The organism is Dyella sp. NPDC103356 (assembly GCF_055584465.1).
In genome coordinates, this window is the sequence record NZ_JBVJLZ010000001.1 from 188774 (window position 1) to 204779 (window position 16006).

The 16006-nt window shown below is 62.7% G+C and carries 12 protein-coding genes; 8 read left to right on the forward strand and 4 right to left on the reverse strand.

Annotation, left to right across the window (positions count from 1 at the left end):
• Positions 1-119: 119 nt before the first annotated feature.
• The 3 genes from ACZ6WW_RS00755 (at position 120) to ACZ6WW_RS00765 (ending at position 3651) form a co-directional block, all read left to right on the forward strand.
• Positions 120-1274 carry an amidohydrolase family protein gene (locus ACZ6WW_RS00755; RefSeq protein WP_465272560.1) on the forward strand — a complete coding sequence of 385 codons (1155 nt, stop codon included), beginning with the start codon at positions 120-122 and terminating at the stop codon, positions 1272-1274.
• The gene (agaR, locus tag ACZ6WW_RS00760; RefSeq protein ID WP_465272561.1) at positions 1267-2070 is read left to right on the forward strand and encodes a transcriptional repressor AgaR; all 804 of its coding nucleotides are present in this window, start codon (positions 1267-1269) and stop codon (positions 2068-2070) included. Before ACZ6WW_RS00755 ends, agaR begins: the two co-directional genes overlap by 8 nt.
• 321 nt (positions 2071-2391) lie before the next feature.
• Positions 2392-3651: a DUF3472 domain-containing protein gene (locus ACZ6WW_RS00765; RefSeq protein ID WP_465272562.1), complete on the forward strand. Its 1260-nt coding sequence runs from the start codon at positions 2392-2394 to the stop codon at positions 3649-3651.
• Between the two features lie 61 nt (positions 3652-3712).
• On the opposite strand, the gene ACZ6WW_RS00770 is transcribed toward ACZ6WW_RS00765, so the two are convergent.
• Positions 3713-6544, reverse strand: a complete 2832-nt coding sequence (locus ACZ6WW_RS00770) for a S8 family serine peptidase (RefSeq protein ID WP_465272563.1) — start codon at positions 6542-6544, stop codon at positions 3713-3715.
• A gap of 203 nt (positions 6545-6747) precedes the next feature.
• Here ACZ6WW_RS00770 and ACZ6WW_RS00775 point away from each other — a divergent pair, with 203 nt between their 5' ends.
• The 5 genes from ACZ6WW_RS00775 to ACZ6WW_RS00795 all read left to right on the forward strand — a co-directional run bounded on the left by ACZ6WW_RS00775 (position 6748) and on the right by ACZ6WW_RS00795 (position 13429).
• On the forward strand, positions 6748-7929 hold the full coding sequence (locus tag ACZ6WW_RS00775) for a thiolase family protein (RefSeq protein ID WP_281852537.1): 1182 nt from the start codon (positions 6748-6750) through the stop codon (positions 7927-7929).
• Positions 7930-8103: 174 nt separating this feature from the next.
• A complete protein-coding gene (locus ACZ6WW_RS00780; RefSeq protein WP_281852536.1) occupies positions 8104-8529 on the forward strand; it encodes a hypothetical protein in 426 nt (141 codons plus the stop codon).
• Positions 8530-8730: 201 nt separating this feature from the next.
• Complete coding sequence (locus tag ACZ6WW_RS00785; protein WP_465272564.1) at positions 8731-10338, forward strand: carboxyl transferase domain-containing protein; 1608 nt, start codon at positions 8731-8733, stop codon at positions 10336-10338.
• A gap of 53 nt (positions 10339-10391) precedes the next feature.
• A complete protein-coding gene (locus ACZ6WW_RS00790; RefSeq protein WP_465272565.1) occupies positions 10392-12083 on the forward strand; it encodes a molecular chaperone HscC in 1692 nt (563 codons plus the stop codon).
• Complete coding sequence (locus tag ACZ6WW_RS00795; protein WP_465272566.1) at positions 12080-13429, forward strand: J domain-containing protein; 1350 nt, start codon at positions 12080-12082, stop codon at positions 13427-13429. The genes ACZ6WW_RS00790 and ACZ6WW_RS00795 overlap by 4 nt, the downstream gene beginning before the upstream one ends.
• Before the next feature lie 18 nt (positions 13430-13447).
• On the opposite strand, the gene ACZ6WW_RS00800 is transcribed toward ACZ6WW_RS00795, so the two are convergent.
• The 3 genes from ACZ6WW_RS00800 to ACZ6WW_RS00810 are packed head-to-tail and all read right to left on the reverse strand — an operon-like array spanning position 13448 to position 15836.
• Positions 13448-13750 (reverse strand): DUF6587 family protein, encoded by a 303-nt coding sequence (locus ACZ6WW_RS00800; protein WP_465272567.1) that lies wholly within the window; start codon positions 13748-13750, stop codon positions 13448-13450.
• Positions 13747-15597: a ferrous iron transport protein B gene (gene feoB / locus ACZ6WW_RS00805; protein WP_281852530.1), complete on the reverse strand. Its 1851-nt coding sequence runs from the start codon at positions 15595-15597 to the stop codon at positions 13747-13749. Before feoB ends, ACZ6WW_RS00800 begins: the two co-directional genes overlap by 4 nt.
• Positions 15594-15836: a FeoA family protein gene (locus ACZ6WW_RS00810; RefSeq protein WP_281852529.1), complete on the reverse strand. Its 243-nt coding sequence runs from the start codon at positions 15834-15836 to the stop codon at positions 15594-15596. The genes feoB and ACZ6WW_RS00810 overlap by 4 nt, the downstream gene beginning before the upstream one ends.
• Positions 15837-16006: the final 170 nt, after the last annotated feature.

Consider the following 16006-nt stretch of genomic DNA (forward strand, 5'->3'; position numbering starts at 1 on the left):
ATCACAATGCATCACTCGTTTCTCGCTCGACGATCAGCACCACTCCGAAGCCCCACACCATGAATCACGCCAAATCCTGCCTCTGCTGTTCCCCTCCTGTCGGTGCAGGAAACGTGCGCGTGGAAAGCGGTAAGAATCAGCTGCAGACGCAACCGGATGCGAGCAAGGCCGACCTGCGTCTGCGCGATTTCAAACCGCGCAGCATGCTGCATGCATCGCGCACGCCGATCGATACACCACGCTTTCCGGTGATCGACGCGCACGCGCATCTGACCTGGACCACCAACGTACGCAGCGGCGTGTGCGTGGGCGAGGAAGTGACGGTCTTTGCCGAACCGGCCGACCTGCTGCCGGTGATGGATCGCAAAGGCATCCGCACAATGATCAATCTCACTGGCGGTGTGGGCAAAGGGCTGGAAGAAAGCATCCGTCGTTTCGACCAGGCAGCCCCCGGTCGCTTTCTGACCATGACCGAGCCATCCTACGGCCTGTTTGCGGAACCGAACTTTGCGCAGTTGCAGGCCGATGCGATCGAGCACGCGCATCGCGTGGGCGCTCGCGGCCTCAAGCTGCTCAAGTCGCTGGGGCTGTATCTGCGCGAGAACATCGACGAGGGCGAACTGATCGGCGTCGACGACACGCGCTTCGACACGATGTGGGAAGCCTGCGCCGGCCACGGCATGCCGGTGTTCCTGCATGTATCGGACCCGGAAGCGTTCTTCCTGCCGACCGATGCCACCAACGAGCGCTACGAAGAGCTGGCCAACCATCCGGACTGGTCGTTCTACGGCCCGGAGTTCCCCAGCAACGCCGAGATCCTGGCCGCACGGGACCGGATGATCGCGCGGCACCCCAACACCACCTTCGCCCTGATGCACGTCGGCAACGGCGCGGAGAACCTGGCCGCCGTCGCAGCCTGCCTCGACCGCTTCCCCAACACCCTGGTGGATATCAGCGCGCGTATCGGCGAGCTGGGCCGCCAGCCGCGGGCGGCACGGCAGTTTTTCGACAAGTATCAGGACCGCATCCTGTTCGGTACCGACGCGGTCCCGCCGCCGTTCGGCAACGACGTGCCGCAGCAGCTGTTCTGTGACGAGCTCTACGAGATTTATTACCGCTTCCTGGAAACAGAAGACGAGTATTTCGACTATGCTCCTGCTCAGACGCCGCCGCAGGGGCGCTGGTCGATATACGGCCTGGGCTTGCCCGATGCCATCCTGCGTAAGGTCTACCACGACAACGCTGCCCGGTTATTGCGCCTACCTCATGAGTGAACAAAGCGCTGCACCTTCCAAACGCCTGCTGGCCGAAGAGCGCCGCCGGATGATCGTGGATTACGTCGAGGCCCAGGGCCGCGCGACGGTGGACGAACTGGCCAATCGTTTCGGCATTTCGACGGTCACCATCCGCAACGACCTGGAGCAACTGGCGCGCAGCAGTGCGATCGCCCGCGCGCACGGCGGCGCCCTGCCCGCCACCCAGACCAACACGCACGACACGCCGCTCAATATCAAGGAAACGCGCTACCACGCGCAGAAGCTGCGCATCGGCCAGGCCGCGGCCACGCTGATCCGCGATGGTGAAACGATCATCCTGGATTCGGGTTCCACCACCGTGGAAATCGCCCGGCAGATCCGGCAGATGAAATTCGAATCGCTCACCGTCATCACCAATGCGCTCAACATCGCGCTGGAGTTGTCGGGCCTGCCACACATTCGCGTGATGATGCTCGGCGGCCTGTTGCGCGATACCTCGTACTCGCTGGTCGGCCCGGATGCCGAGCAGGCACTCTCGAAGCTTTCCGCCGACAAGTTGTTCCTCGGCGTCGACGGCCTCGACCCGGTGGTCGGCGTCACCACGCCCGACCCGCTCGAAGCCTCGCTCAATGCATTGATGATACGCGTATCGCGCGAAACCATCGCCGTGTTCGATGCGAGCAAGCTTGGCCAACGCAGCCTGTCGGTGATTACGCCCGTACAGCAGCTGCACCGCGTGATCACCGATAGCAGCGCCGAAGCCAGGTCGGTGGAATCGCTGCGCAATGCGGGTGTGAACGTCACGCTCGTCTGACCGCCTGTCTGCGGTAAACCCAAATCCTTTTGCAGGAGCGACTTCAGCCGCGACTGCCGTTACGTCACGGCCGGTCGCGGCTGAAGCCGCTCCTACAAGCTAGTCGGGTTTTCGCCCCGAATGCCAACGCGGTCACATGAAAGTTTTTCACTAGCTATCGAAAGCACTTGCAAGTCTCTTTACTTTCGATAATCTTCGTTTGGCAAACTTATCTTTTCGATTGCTGCAGCCACCTGCAGCCTTTAGACGCCTGCTTTCCGGCCGTTGCCTCGTTTCGAACGGCCTTCTTCGCACCATCGTCTGTAAGCCTGGGGAGGAATCATGCGACCTATTGCGTACCGTTTGACCGGTCTTTTGCTCGCGCTGTCCTGCTGTTCTGCATTCGCCCAAACCGCACCCACCCAGGTACCCCTGGGCGGCAACGCGTACATCACCACCGTGTCGCCGAGCGGCGACGAACTCATCGACGACAACGGTCTGCACAACTGGGATTCGACCCAGGCCGTGATCAGCACGTATTTCGATGTGCAACAGGCCGGCCAGCTCGACCTGTCCCTGATCGGCTCACTCAGCGGCGCCAGCCATAGCACAGTGAAAGTCAGCATCGGTCACCAGTCGCATCTGGTGAATCTGTCGAGCACGGGCACGGCGCCGTTCTCCGCGGGAACGTTCACTGTCGACAAGCCCGGCTACGTCAAGGTCGACCTGCAAGGCGTGTCCACCGATGGCGGCTACTACGGCGACATCTCCAACCTGCAGATCGGCGGCAGCGCCACCGCGGCCGGTACGGTATTCGCCAACGACCCGACCAACTTCTACTGGTCGCTGCGCGGCCCCTCGGTGCATCTGGGTTTCACCGTGCCGACCAACACCGAGTACTTCTACAGCGAAGTTACGGTGCCCAAGGGACAGGATCCGATCGGTTCGTACTACATGGCCAACGGCTTCAATGTCGGCTACTTCGGCATCCAGGTGAATTCGGCGACGGAACGTCGCGTGCTGTTCTCGGTATGGGATTCGCCGACCGCGCCGACCACCCTGGTCAAGCAGGGCCCGAACGTCATCGTCGACACGTTTGGCGGTGAAGGAACGGGCGGCCAGAGCCACCTGGTCTTCCCCTGGAAAGCCGGGCAAACCTATCGTTTCCTGACGCGCGCGCAACCCGATGGCAGCGGCAATACTTTGTATAGCTCGTGGTTCGGCACGGAGAAAAAAGGAAGCACCAGTTGGCAACTGATTGCCACGTGGAAGTACGCCGGCACGTCCAGCTATCTGGCGGGCGTGTACTCGTTCCTCGAATCGTTCGATCCGGCCTATGGCTACATCGGGCGCCAAGGCAACTTCGCCAACCAATGGGCACGCAACGCATCGGGCCAGTGGAGTGAAGTCACGTCAGCGTATTTCGATGTCGACCCGACAGGCTTGAACAAACAGCGTCTCGATTTTGCCGGCGGCGTTCATTGCAAGGAGTTCTATCTGCGCAACGATGGCTTCTTCAGCAATTCGACCGCGTCGGGACAGACGTTTACGCGTGAAGCGGCTGGCGTGCCGCCGGATGTGGATGTGAGCAAGTTGCCTTAAGGCAATGGCGTCCCCGCTACCCTGACTCTCTCCTCGCAGAGCGCCAGGGTGGCGAGGGATTCTAAAACTCCCACCGATACGTCAACGTCCCGGTTTTCCCCAACTGATGCTGATCGAAGTGCTGGTCATAACCAGCTATAAGACTCGAACGTCTGGAAAATTCCCAGTTGAGCGTCGCGCCGGCTACGCCACCATAACGCGATACGCCGATACCGCCGACCGGCGCCCACTGATTCAGCGCATCGAAACTCGCATCGAACACGTCGCCGCGCATCGCGAACGCCTGCTGCCAGAGGAAGCTGAATTGCAGGCCCAGGTTGCCGGCGCTGCCCAGTGACCACGATTGCGTGGTGCGTACACCGAGGCCTGCCTGCCAACGCTCGATGCTCTGCCCGCCCGATTTCAGCCCGAACCCATCGCCGCCGAGTTCATTGATCGCACTGCGCTCGATCTGCGCGTATTGCAGGTTCATATAGGGCGTGATCAGCGCATTGCCGAGATGGAAACGGTAGCCGCTTTCGCCATACGCCACCTCATAGCGACCAAGCGAATCGCTTGCCACGGCGGCATTGTCCGCGCCGAGCAGCAGGTTGCGGCGCATATCTTCACGATAGTTGCCAACGCCGACACGGCCCATGGCGTACCAGTCGTTCTTGATCAGACCGCCGTAGAGCATGCCCTCGACCGAACGGCTATTGCCTTGATCGGCGCTTTCGCTCAAACGCCCGAGGCCCTGCGCCTGGCTGACCGCAAAACCAGCGATACCGTTGCTGCCGAACTTGAAGTCCTGCCCGACCATCCAGCCGTTCAAGTCGTAACCGACGCTGTTGAAGCCGCTCCGATTCATGCTGCCGTGATAGCCAAGCGTCTGCGACCAGCCACCCATCGAGGGGCCTGTGAGCAGTTGATCGAAACGATCGGACAGCGCCTGCGTGCCGGCATCGATGGCTTCGAACGTCATCGCCGCACTGGCAGCATGCAACTGACCGGAGAGCGATTGCAGGGACTGCTGCAGCGCGCTGGTCGTCGGGGTTTGCTGGATTTTGGCCGCGCTGTCGATAAAGCTCTGGTTGACCGTGGGCGATGGACTGGCCGGTGGCGGATTGGTGAGCTGGTTGTTGATCTGGTTGAACGCAGCATCGAGGCGCTGCGCGGCGCCGAACGACGCAGGCGTAAACGAAATGCCGCCCACCTGGGTCACCTGGACCTGCTGCACGTTGAGCCATGCACTGTTGGCGTCGTAGTTCTCCGTCGCCTGCAACAGCGGAACATTCGAACTGACACTCAATGTCGCGAACGTACCGCTGAGGCCACCGGTTGCCGACAATACCGTCGTATGCGCATTGACTACATAGCCGGTGGTCTTGCCGATGACCATCAAGTCGCCATCGATCTGCGCGTGGCCGGTAACGTCGAGCTCCGTTCCCAGCAGCACCGCGAGACGACCTGTACTTTGCTGCGTATAGTTTCCGGTGACCGTGGCGCTTGCACTATTGAGCGCCAAGGTACCGGCATTGGTGACATTGCCGGTAACCGCCGACGCGGAGAACTGCGCGTTCGCACTGATGTTGACCGACGACTGCAGCGAGATCGCATTGAGCACGCCCGCCTGCACCTGCGTCAGTCCGGTATAGGTCGACGGCTGGGTGAGATTGAGTATCCCGTCGCCCTGCTTGATCAAGCCGCCCGCACCGGAAATCGGGTTATTCCAGTTCGACGAGATGCCGCTGAAATTCGCGATGACATCGCCCCAGTCGAATTTCTCCGGACCATTCACCGCGGCACCGACATCCAGCGCACCGTAACCGAACACCGGATCGGGACCGGGCGCCCCCAGATCCTTTGCAGTGCCAAGCAGGGTCTGACGCACCAGATCATTGGTGAAATAGGGATACGCCTGCCATACCAGCGCCGCCGCACCCGAAACTTCCGGTGCAGCGAACGAAGTGCCCTCGACGATCCAATAACTCTCACTGCTCGGCGTATCGTCCTTGCCGCTGACGATGACATTGCCGGGCGCGGCCAGACAGTAGTTCATCGCAATACCGCAGGCGTTCGAATAACTGGCCAGTTGGGTCGGATGAAGGCTGTCCAGCGCCACCGCGGTCAGCCAGCCCTTTTCGAGATCGGGTGCGCGACTGGGCAACGCCGCTACATCGCTCGGATTGGGTTTGGAATCGTTGCCGGCTGCAAACACCACCAGACCGCCGTACTGATTGACAAACTTGCTATAGGCGGCATCGAAGGCCTGGGTCGTTGCCGTATCGGTCGCATCCCAATACAACCCGCCCCAGGAGTTGTTCATCACCTTGACGCCATTGCTGATCAGGTCGTCGTTGACGCCGGCAAAGAACTGTCCTTCGTCGGGACCAACGCGGTTGCCGTTGCCCGAGCCGTCGTCGGTCGGTTCCTGGTCGTTGATGATGCGCGCCGACACCAGCGTCGCCCCCGGTGCGATACCGCCAACGAACTGGCCGAAGGGTTTGCCCGCGGCAATTTCCGATACCCAGGTGCCGTGGCCGACGACGTCGTCGATCTTGGTGTTGTTCTGCGACGGATCGACATAGATCAGCTCATTGCTGACCCGCCCGGCCAGCGCTGGATGGTTGCGCATGATGCCGCTGTCGACGACGCCGATGATCACACCGGTACCGTCATAGCCGGCGTTATGCGCGGCATAGGTGTCGGTCAGGTTGAGCTGCGCGTCGATCGGCGGCTGTGGCGGCGGTGGCGGTGCGGGAGCTGGCGGGCCGCTCGGTGGCGGCGGCACCGGCGGTGGTGCGGTGGGGCGTGTATTGCCGCCGCCTCCCCCGCCGCAGGCGCTCAGGCTCAATGACATCGCGATGAGTACGGCCGCCTGCCGGCGACGCAGTCCGTGTATTCCCGCTTTCATATTGTCCGTCCCCGCCCCTGAATACGTTGGGCACAGCCGTTGAAAACAGCGACCCCTCGCTGTCTTAAGTGCATATTGACACAACATAATCGCAACTAATTGCGTGAAAACCCGCGCCGCGTCTCAGCGGGCAGCCGTTTGCCCGGCCTGTGCTGCGCTGCGATAATCAGCGGATTCTTCCCGCCGTATCTGTGGAGTTTTCCATGTCGGACGTTGTTATCGTCGGTGCCAAGCGCACCGCCATCGGTTCTTTCCTCGGCCAGTTCACCGGCGTCCCCACGCCGACCCTGGGCGCTACCGCTATCGGCGCCGCACTGGAACAGTCCGGTATCGCGGCCAAGGACGTCAATGAAGTGATCGTCGGCTGCGTGCTGCCGGCCAACCTCGGCCAGGCGCCGGCGCGTCAGGCAGCGATCAAGGCGGGTATTCCGGTCAGTACCGGCGCCACCACCATCAACAAGGTCTGCGGTTCGGGCATGAAAGCCATCATGTTCGGCCACGACCTGATCAAGGCCGGCTCGGCCACCGTGGTTGTCGCCGGCGGCATGGAGTCGATGACCAATGCACCGCACATGGTCAATGCCCGCACCGGCATTCGCTACGGCGACGGCCAACTGGTCGATCACATGGCGTGGGACGGCCTGACCAATCCGTATGACGGCAAGGCGATGGGCGTGTTCGGCGAACTGTGCGCCGACAAGTACCACTTCACCCGCGAAGAGCAGGACGCGTTCGCGATCGAATCGGTCAAGCGTGCGCAGGCCGCGCAGCAGAGCGGCGCGTTTGCCGATGAAATCGTGCCGGTCACGGTGTCCGGTCGCAAGGGCGACGTCCTGGTCGATACCGACGAGCAGCCCGGCCGTTCGGATATCGGCAAGATCCCAACGCTGAAGCCGGCGTTCCGCAAGGAAAACGGCACGATCACCGCTGCCAGTTCGTCGAGCATCTCCGACGGCGCCGCCGCGGTCGTTATGCTTTCGGCTGACGACGCCCAGGCGCGCGGCCTCAAGCCGCTGGCCCGCATCGTGGCGCACGCCACCCATTCGCAGGAGCCGGAGTGGTTCACCACCGCGCCGGTCGGCGCGATCCAGAAGGTGCTGGACAAGGCCGGCTGGAAGGTCGGCGATGTCGACCTGTTCGAGATCAACGAGGCGTTTGCCGTGGTCGCGATGACGCCGATCAAGGAGCTGGGCATCCCGCACGACAAGGTCAACGTCAATGGCGGCGCCTGCGCTCTGGGCCACCCGATCGGCGCCAGCGGCGCACGTCTGGTGGTCACCTTGCTCAACGCCTTGAAAGTACGCGGTTTGAAGCGTGGCGTGGCATCGCTGTGCATCGGCGGCGGCGAAGCCACCGCGATCGCGATCGAGCGTCTGGACGGCTGACCTTTACTTTACTTAACTGAACAGCGCCGGGATCGGGGTGCAAAAACCCGGTGCCGGTCGCGAACGTCGTTTAACTGCGTCCTGAAGCTATCTTCACAAAGAGCTAGCGTGAAATCGGGGAACGCGTTATTAATACGCCCGCCAAACGGCATTCCACGGCTAAGGAGATTCACAATGAAGTTCACGCGTACCCTACTCGCCTCCGCGCTCGTCGCGCTGCTGGCGGCTTGCAGCAACGGCGCGCAGGATTCCGCGCAGGACGCTCAGAAGTCGGCTGACCAGGCTCAGCAGGCTGCTGATCAGGCTCAGAAGGCTGCTGCTGCGGCCCCGGGCGCTGCGACCGATCAGGCCGCCGACCAGGCTAAGGCTGCTGCCGACACCGCTGGCCAGGCTGCCGACCAGGCTCAGCAGGCTGCCGCTTCCGCTTCCGCCGCTGCTCCCGCCTCGACCGCTGCTGCTCCGGCTGCTGCTGACCAGGCTAAGGACGCTGCTGCCAACGCTGCTGACGCTGCCGGTAAGGCCGCCGACGCTGCCAAGGACGCTGCCGGCAATGCTAAAGAAGCTGCCGACAAAGCCAAGGACGCCATGAAGGGCCACTAAGCCTTTCGGGTTTCCACTGCAAAAAAAACCGGCCGCTTTATGCGGCCGGTTTTTTTTTTGGGGAACGGGGAGCTGGGAATGGAGAACGGGAAAGCGAGTTTGCGGCGAACTACACGCCGCGACGCTCTTCACCGTTCCCTGTTCCCCCTTCCCTGTTCCCCATTATCATCTCCTGCTTGATCCAGCACGGCAGCCGTCCTCATGAGTGTCATCGCGTCACAGATCGATCCGCGTTCGCCCGACTTCCAGGCCAGCAGCGAGCAGTTGCGAGGACTGGTCGACGACCTCAGGCGCGAATTGACGCGTAGCGCGGAAGGCGGCGGCGAAAAGGCACGCGAGAAGCACACCGCCCGCGGCAAGCTGCTACCGCGCGAGCGTATCCGCGCCCTGCTCGATCCAGGCTCGCCCTTCCTCGAGCTTTCTCCGCTGGCCGCGCACGGCATGTACGACGATGCGGCACCGGCGGCGGGGATCATCACCGGCATCGGCCGCGTCAACGGCATCGAAGTGGTGGTGGTCGCCAACGACGCGACCGTCAAGGGCGGCACGTATTTCCCGATGACGGTGAAGAAGCATCTGCGCGCCCAGGAAGTGGCGCTGGAAAACCGCCTGCCCTGCATCTATCTGGTCGACTCGGGCGGCGCCTTTCTGCCCTTGCAGGACGAAGTCTTTCCGGACAAGGAACACTTCGGCCGCATCTTCTACAACCAGGCGCGCATGTCCGGCTTAGGCATTCCGCAGATCGCCGTCGTCATGGGCTCGTGCACGGCAGGCGGTGCGTATGTGCCGGCGATGAGCGACGAAACGATCATCGTGCGCGAACAGGGCACGATCTTTCTCGGCGGCCCGCCGCTGGTGAAGGCGGCGACCGGCGAAGTGGTCGATGCCGAAGCACTCGGCGGTGCCGATGTGCATACCTCCGTTTCCGGCGTCGCCGATCACTACGCCGAGAACGACGCGCACGCGCTGTCGATCGCGCGCGATATCGTTGCAAGCCTCAACAGCCGCAAGGACATGCCGCTGGCCTTGCGTGCGCCGAGCGAGCCGCGCTATCCGGCCGAAGAACTCTACGGCGTGATTCCGGCCGATACGCGCCGCCCGTTCGATATCCGCGAAGTGATCGCGCGCATTGTCGACGGTTCCGAGTTCCACGAGTTCAAGGCGCGCTACGGCAAGACCCTGGTCTGCGGTTTCGCGCATATCCACGGTTATCCGGTCGGCATCATCGCCAATAACGGCATCCTGTTTTCGGAGAGCGCACTCAAGGGCGCGCACTTCATCGAGCTGTGCAACCAGCGCAATGTGCCGCTGGTGTTCCTGCAGAACATCACCGGCTTCATGGTGGGCAAGAAGTACGAGAACGCCGGTATCGCCAAAGACGGCGCCAAGATGGTCACCGCCGTGGCCTGCTCGCATGTGCCCAAGTTCACCGTGGTGATCGGCGGCAGTTTCGGCGCGGGCAACTACGCCATGTGCGGCCGCGCGTACGGCGCGCGCTTCCTGTGGATGTGGCCGAACTCGCGCATCAGCGTCATGGGTGGCGAACAGGCCGCTTCAGTACTGGCGACGGTGCGCCGCGACGGTATCGAGGCATCCGGCAAGAGCTGGAGCGCCGAGGACGAAGAAAGTTTCAAGGCGCCGATCCGCGACCAGTACGAACGCCAGGGACACCCGTACTACGCCAGCGCGCGGCTCTGGGACGACGGCATCATCGATCCGGCCGATACGCGGCGCGTGCTTGGCCTGGCGATCTCCGCCTCGCTCAATGCGCCGATCGAGCCACAGCGTTATGGCGTGTTCCGCATGTAACGCCGCTCCACCTTTCCATATCACACACCATCCTTTGTGAGGGGCCATCACGGATGATCGTCGGTATTGATTTAGGTACTACCCATTCGCTGATCGGACGTTTCGACGAAACCGGATCACGCCTGTTTCCCAATGCACTCGGCGACGTACTGACGCCTTCAGTGGTCAGCGTGGACGATGACGGCCATGTGATCATCGGCCAGGCCGCGCGCGACCGCATGGTCAGCCACCCCGAGGCGAGCGTTGCATCGTTCAAGCGCTGGATGGGCACGGCGCGTGAAACAAAACTCGGCAAACGCAGCTTTCGCCCGGAAGAGTTATCCGCGCTGATCCTGCGTTCGCTGATTGCCGACGCCGAAGCCGCTACTGGCGAAAAAGTCACTGAAGCGGTGATCAGCGTGCCGGCGTATTTCTCCGACGCGCAACGCAAGGCCACTCGGGCGGCCGGCGAACTGGCCGGCATTCGCGTCGAGCGCCTGATCAACGAGCCGACCGCCGCCGCACTTGCCTACGGTATCCAGGAACAGCGCGACGGCGCGCGTTTTCTGGTGTTCGATCTCGGCGGCGGTACCTTTGACGTCACCGTGCTGGAATTGTTCGATGGCGTGGTGGAAGTGCATGCCAGCGCGGGCGACAACTTCCTGGGCGGCGAAGATTTTCTCGATGCGCTCGAAGCCGCCTTTCTCGCCGATCACAAGCTCGGCAGCCATGATCTGAGTGCGCAACAGCTTGGCCAGCTGCGTCGCCGACTGGAGCTGGTAAAGCGCGAACTGAGCCAACAGACCGAGGTACGCCTGAACTTCGCGCTCGGCGAGCGCCAGATCGACTGGTCGATCACCCAGGACCGCTTCAATCAGATCGTCGATCCCCTGCTACAGCGCATGCGCACGCCGCTGGAGCGCGCCATGCGCGACGCGCGCGTGCAACCCGAGCAACTCGACGAGATCGTGCTGGTTGGCGGTGCCAGCCGCATGCCGCTGGTATCGCGCCTGATCGCGCGCATGTTCGGCCGGTTGCCGATGCGCCATATTCACCCGGACCAGACCATCGCCCTCGGCGCCTGCGTGGCGGCGGGCATGAAGAGCCGTGACGAACGGCTGGAAGAAGTGATTCTTACCGACGTCTGCCCTTACACGCTCGGCACCGAAATCGGCCAGATGGACGATCACGGCCGCGTGCAGACGGGCATCTATTCGCCGGTCATCCACCGTAACAGCGTCGTACCGGTAAGCCGCGAAGATACCTTCTGGCCCATGCGCGACGGGCAGCGTGCGCTGAACCTGAAGGTCTACCAGGGCGAAAGCCCGATGGTGGTCAACAACATCAAGCTCGGCGAGCTGGAGATCAAGCTCGACCCGAAACGCCCGCGCACCGAGAGCGCGGTGAAGCTGCGCTTTACCTACGATATCAACGGCGTGTTGCAGGTCGAGGCCCAGGTACTGGCGACCGGCGAAAAATACGAGCTGATCCTGGAGCAGAACCCCGGCCTGCTCAGCCAGGAAGAGATCCGTACGCGCCTGGCGCGCCTGGACGAACTGAAGATTCACCCGCGCGACAAGCAGGAGAATCTGGCGTTGATCGCGCGCGCCGAACGCCTGTACGAAGAACACATCCAGGCACGTGCGCAACTGCAGGAATGGATCGCCCGCTTCCGCTCGATCCTCGAATCGCAGGACGATATGAGCATTCGCGAACACCACCGCGAATTCGGCCGTGCACTCGATGCGCTGGAACAGATGCGATGAACCCGTTCGAGCTGCTCGGTGTCGGTCGCGATGCCGACGAGCGCGAGATCCGGCGTGCGTATACCGCCAAGTTGCGGCATACGCGCCCGGATGATGATCCGGAAGGTTTTCAGCGTCTGCACGAAGCCTATCAGCGCTTGTTGCAGATGCGCCGGCATCAGGCGAATCAGCAGCCGGTAGTAACGATGGCGGCGCCCGTAGCGCCGCCCTCGGAGCCACAACCGACGTCTACGCCCGTCATCCGCGCCGAGCCGGTCTTCGTGCCCCAACGCCTGGATATCGACGCTTTCTGTAGCGAAGCATTTGGACGAGCGGCCACCGGCGACGACCGCATGCTGTCCGAATGGCTGCAGGAACAGCCGGCGTTCTGGTCATTCCGGGCCAAAGCCGATATCGGCCAGCAACTGGTGCGGCGCCTGTATCGCGACGAGCCGGCGATGCCAACGAAATGTCTGCATGTGCTGCTGAATTTCTTCGACCTCGATCACGTGCATGCCGGACACAATGCGCTGGCGTTGCAACGCCTGTCACGACGCAGCCAGCTGGCCTGGGAACTGATGCCCGAACATCGCCAGGCGCTTGCAGCGCGCATGAACATGCAGCGCCGACCACTGGAGCGCTGCCTTGCACGACTGCAGCGTCCCTACACCTGGTGGCGAGCGCTGGCCGCGGGCTTCACGCCCAACAGCGCGAAAGTGATGCCGCAGTTCATTCGCGAGCTGGCCGGCCCGTTCATCGAAGATCTGCCGCCGTCCGTGTCGCAGGAACAGATTCGCTTCTGGACTTCGGTAGGGCACAAAAATCCGGTCTCCGGAAGTCAGCTGCTTTTCATGGCCGGCGTCCTGTCGATGTTGTCGCTGGTGGTCATGCTTGGCGCCGCCGCAACGACTGTTTTTTCGAGCCAGACCGATATGCCCAGGCTGGCGCTTCTCGGCATCGGCGTTGCCTGGGCGTGTGGCCTGCTGTGGGTCGCGCTGCGCTACTACTTTGTGCTCGACGAATGGCTCAGTCGTGACGAAGACGAACCCGCGCGATGGCCGCGCTTGCGGTTGGCAACAGTCCCCTTGCTGTTGGTTATCGGTTTGATCCCTTGCCTGCTACTGCCGTTGTCGCGAGGTATGGGCTTCACCTTTCTGCTGCCGGCGCTGTGGCTCAGCCTGCGTCGCTACTGGCGGCGTCACGATCATGAAGGGTTCTACGTCAGTCCCGGTATCGCGCGGATTGGCCTGTTGATCGCTATCGTGGCGTTGCCGATATCGCCATCGTGGGTGTTTGCGGTGGCCACGCTGCTTGCCTGGGGGGATGATCTGCGGCGTCATCGCAAGGTGTTGCAGTTGGCTGGGTAGTCGAGCAGCGCCGCACGATCACCGCTGCCGCGGACGAAACTCCAACGGCTGCACATCGGGGCGCGCGTTCTTCGGCGGCGTCGGGCCGCAGGTACCGCACGTGCCGCAGCCATCGCCGCAGTTGCCGGTGGCCTGCTTGGGTTGCAGGCGGCGCCCCAGACGCTGCAATAGCGACGAGCGCCATGGCTTGTTGAGGCTCGCCGACGCGCTGGCCAGCACGCGCGTGCTGACGCCAGGCAACAGCTTGCGGAATGCGTAGCAGGCGCTACCGAGTACCAGCAAACCGATAATGACCGCCTGCACAACCGCAAAGGTATTCACGACAACGCCCTCGCCACTTGATAGGTGATCAGCGAGGCGAGGTAAGCCAGGCCGAACAGGTAACCCGCGGTCAACGCGACATTACGCCACGAATTGGTCTCGCGACGAATCACCGCCAGCGTCGACATGCACTGCGGCGCGAACACGTACCAGGCCAGCAGCGACAACGCCGTCGGCAGGCCCCAGGTGTGCGCGATCATCGGCCCAAGCTGGCTAGCCACCGCATCGTCGGTGCCGGACATCGCATATACCGTGCCCAGCGCCGACACCGCCACTTCGCGCGCGGCAAGGCCGGGAATCAAGGCAATGCAGATCTGCCAGTTGAAACCGATCGGCGCGAACACGTACTCCATCAGATGACCGATACGGCCGGCAAAGCTGTAATCGATGGCCGGCTGGGTCGCCCCTTCGGGTGCGCCCGGGAAACTCGACAGGAACCACAGCAGCACGGTGAGCGCCAGAATGATGCCGCCGACGCGCTTGAGGAAGATCTTCGCGCGCTCCCACAGGCCCAGTGCCACGTCGCGCACGTGCGGCATGCGGTAGGACGGCAGCTCCATCAACAGCGCGTGCTCGCTCTTGTCCTTGCGGAAGCGCTTGATCACCCACGCCACAGCCAACGCGCTGACGACGCCAACCACGTACAGCGTAAACAGCACCACGCCCTGCAGATTGAAAATGCCCCAGACCGTGCGTGAGGGAATGAACGCGGCGATCAGCAGCGTATACACCGGCAAACGCGCCGAGCAGGTCATCAACGGTGCGACCAGGATCGTGGTCAGGCGGTCGCGTGGATCGGTAATGCTGCGCGTCGCCATGATGCCGGGAATCGCACAGGCAAAACTCGACAACAAGGGAATGAATGCACGCCCGGTCAGGCCTGCCTTGAACATCAGGCGATCGAGCAGAAACGCCGCGCGCGGCAGATAGCCCGATTCTTCGAGAATCAGAATAAACAGGAACAGGATCAGAATCTGCGGCAGGAACACCAGCACGGCACCCAGGCCGGCAAAGACGCCGTCGTTGAGCAGGCTGTGCAGCGCGCTTTCGGCGGGCAAGGCGGCAGTGACCCACACGCCCAGCGCCGTGATGCCATCCTGGATCGCATCCATGATCGGCTTGGCCCAGGAGAACACCGCCTGAAAGATCAGAAACATCAGCACGGCCAGAATGCCGAGACCGAACACCGGGTGTAGCGCCCAGCGATCGAGCGCATCGTCGATCGCCGCCGTAGCGCGTGGCATGGTGACGGTGGCGGCAAGCAAGGCACGCACCTGCTCATGCAGGCCGGCACGGCTGGCGGCATCGTCCGCCTCGGCTGGCGCAGCGACCGGAATATCGCCGTCCACACGCTCGATCAGCGCCTTTGCACCGCCGCGTTTCACCGCCACCGTTTCCACGACCGGCACACCGAGGCGATGCTGCAATTCGGCCACGTCGATCACGATGCCGCGACGCTTGGCTGCATCCATCATGTTCAAGGCCAGCACTACCGGGCGGCCCAGCCGCTTCACCTCAAGCACAAAGCGCAGATGCAATCGCAGGTTGGTCGCATCGGCCACGCACACGATCAAATCCGGCGCGGCTTCGCCCGGATAGTTGCCTTCGCACACATCGCGCGTGATCTGCTCGTCCGGACTGTTCGCGTCGAAACTGTAAGTGCCCGGCAAATCGAGCAATTGCAGCACGCGGCCGGACGGCGTGACGAAGCGGCCCTCCTTGCGCTCGACGGTGACGCCCGCGTAGTTGGCTACCTTCTGGCGGCCACCGGTAAGCAGGTTGAACAGCGCCGTCTTGCCGCAGTTGGGGTTGCCCACCAGGGCGATACGCAAGGTAGTCGCGCTCATACTGAATCCACCTGCACGCTCACTCGTGCCGCTTCGCTACGACGCAAGGCAAAGCGGGTCGACCCGATCTGCACCAGCAGGGGATCGGCGCCCAGCGGCCCACGCGCGACCAGCCGCACCGGCTCGCCAGCGACGAAACCCAGGTCGCGCAGGCGTTGCGCGATCGGATCGTCAGCTTGGGTATCGTCAACTTGGACTACCACGGCGGCAGCACCTTTCGGTAAATCGGACAGGCGCACAAATGATGACTCAAATAAGAATGGTTCGCATTGTATATCGTGGCAGCCTCGCTGGGAAACAAGCTGGCTGGGCAGTAAAACCTTGCGGCATAGGGATTTATCGACGTTTCGCCCCGCGTACATAGCCCCAACCCGGATTCCGGTTCGATCGCAACGAGCTTTTTCCCGGT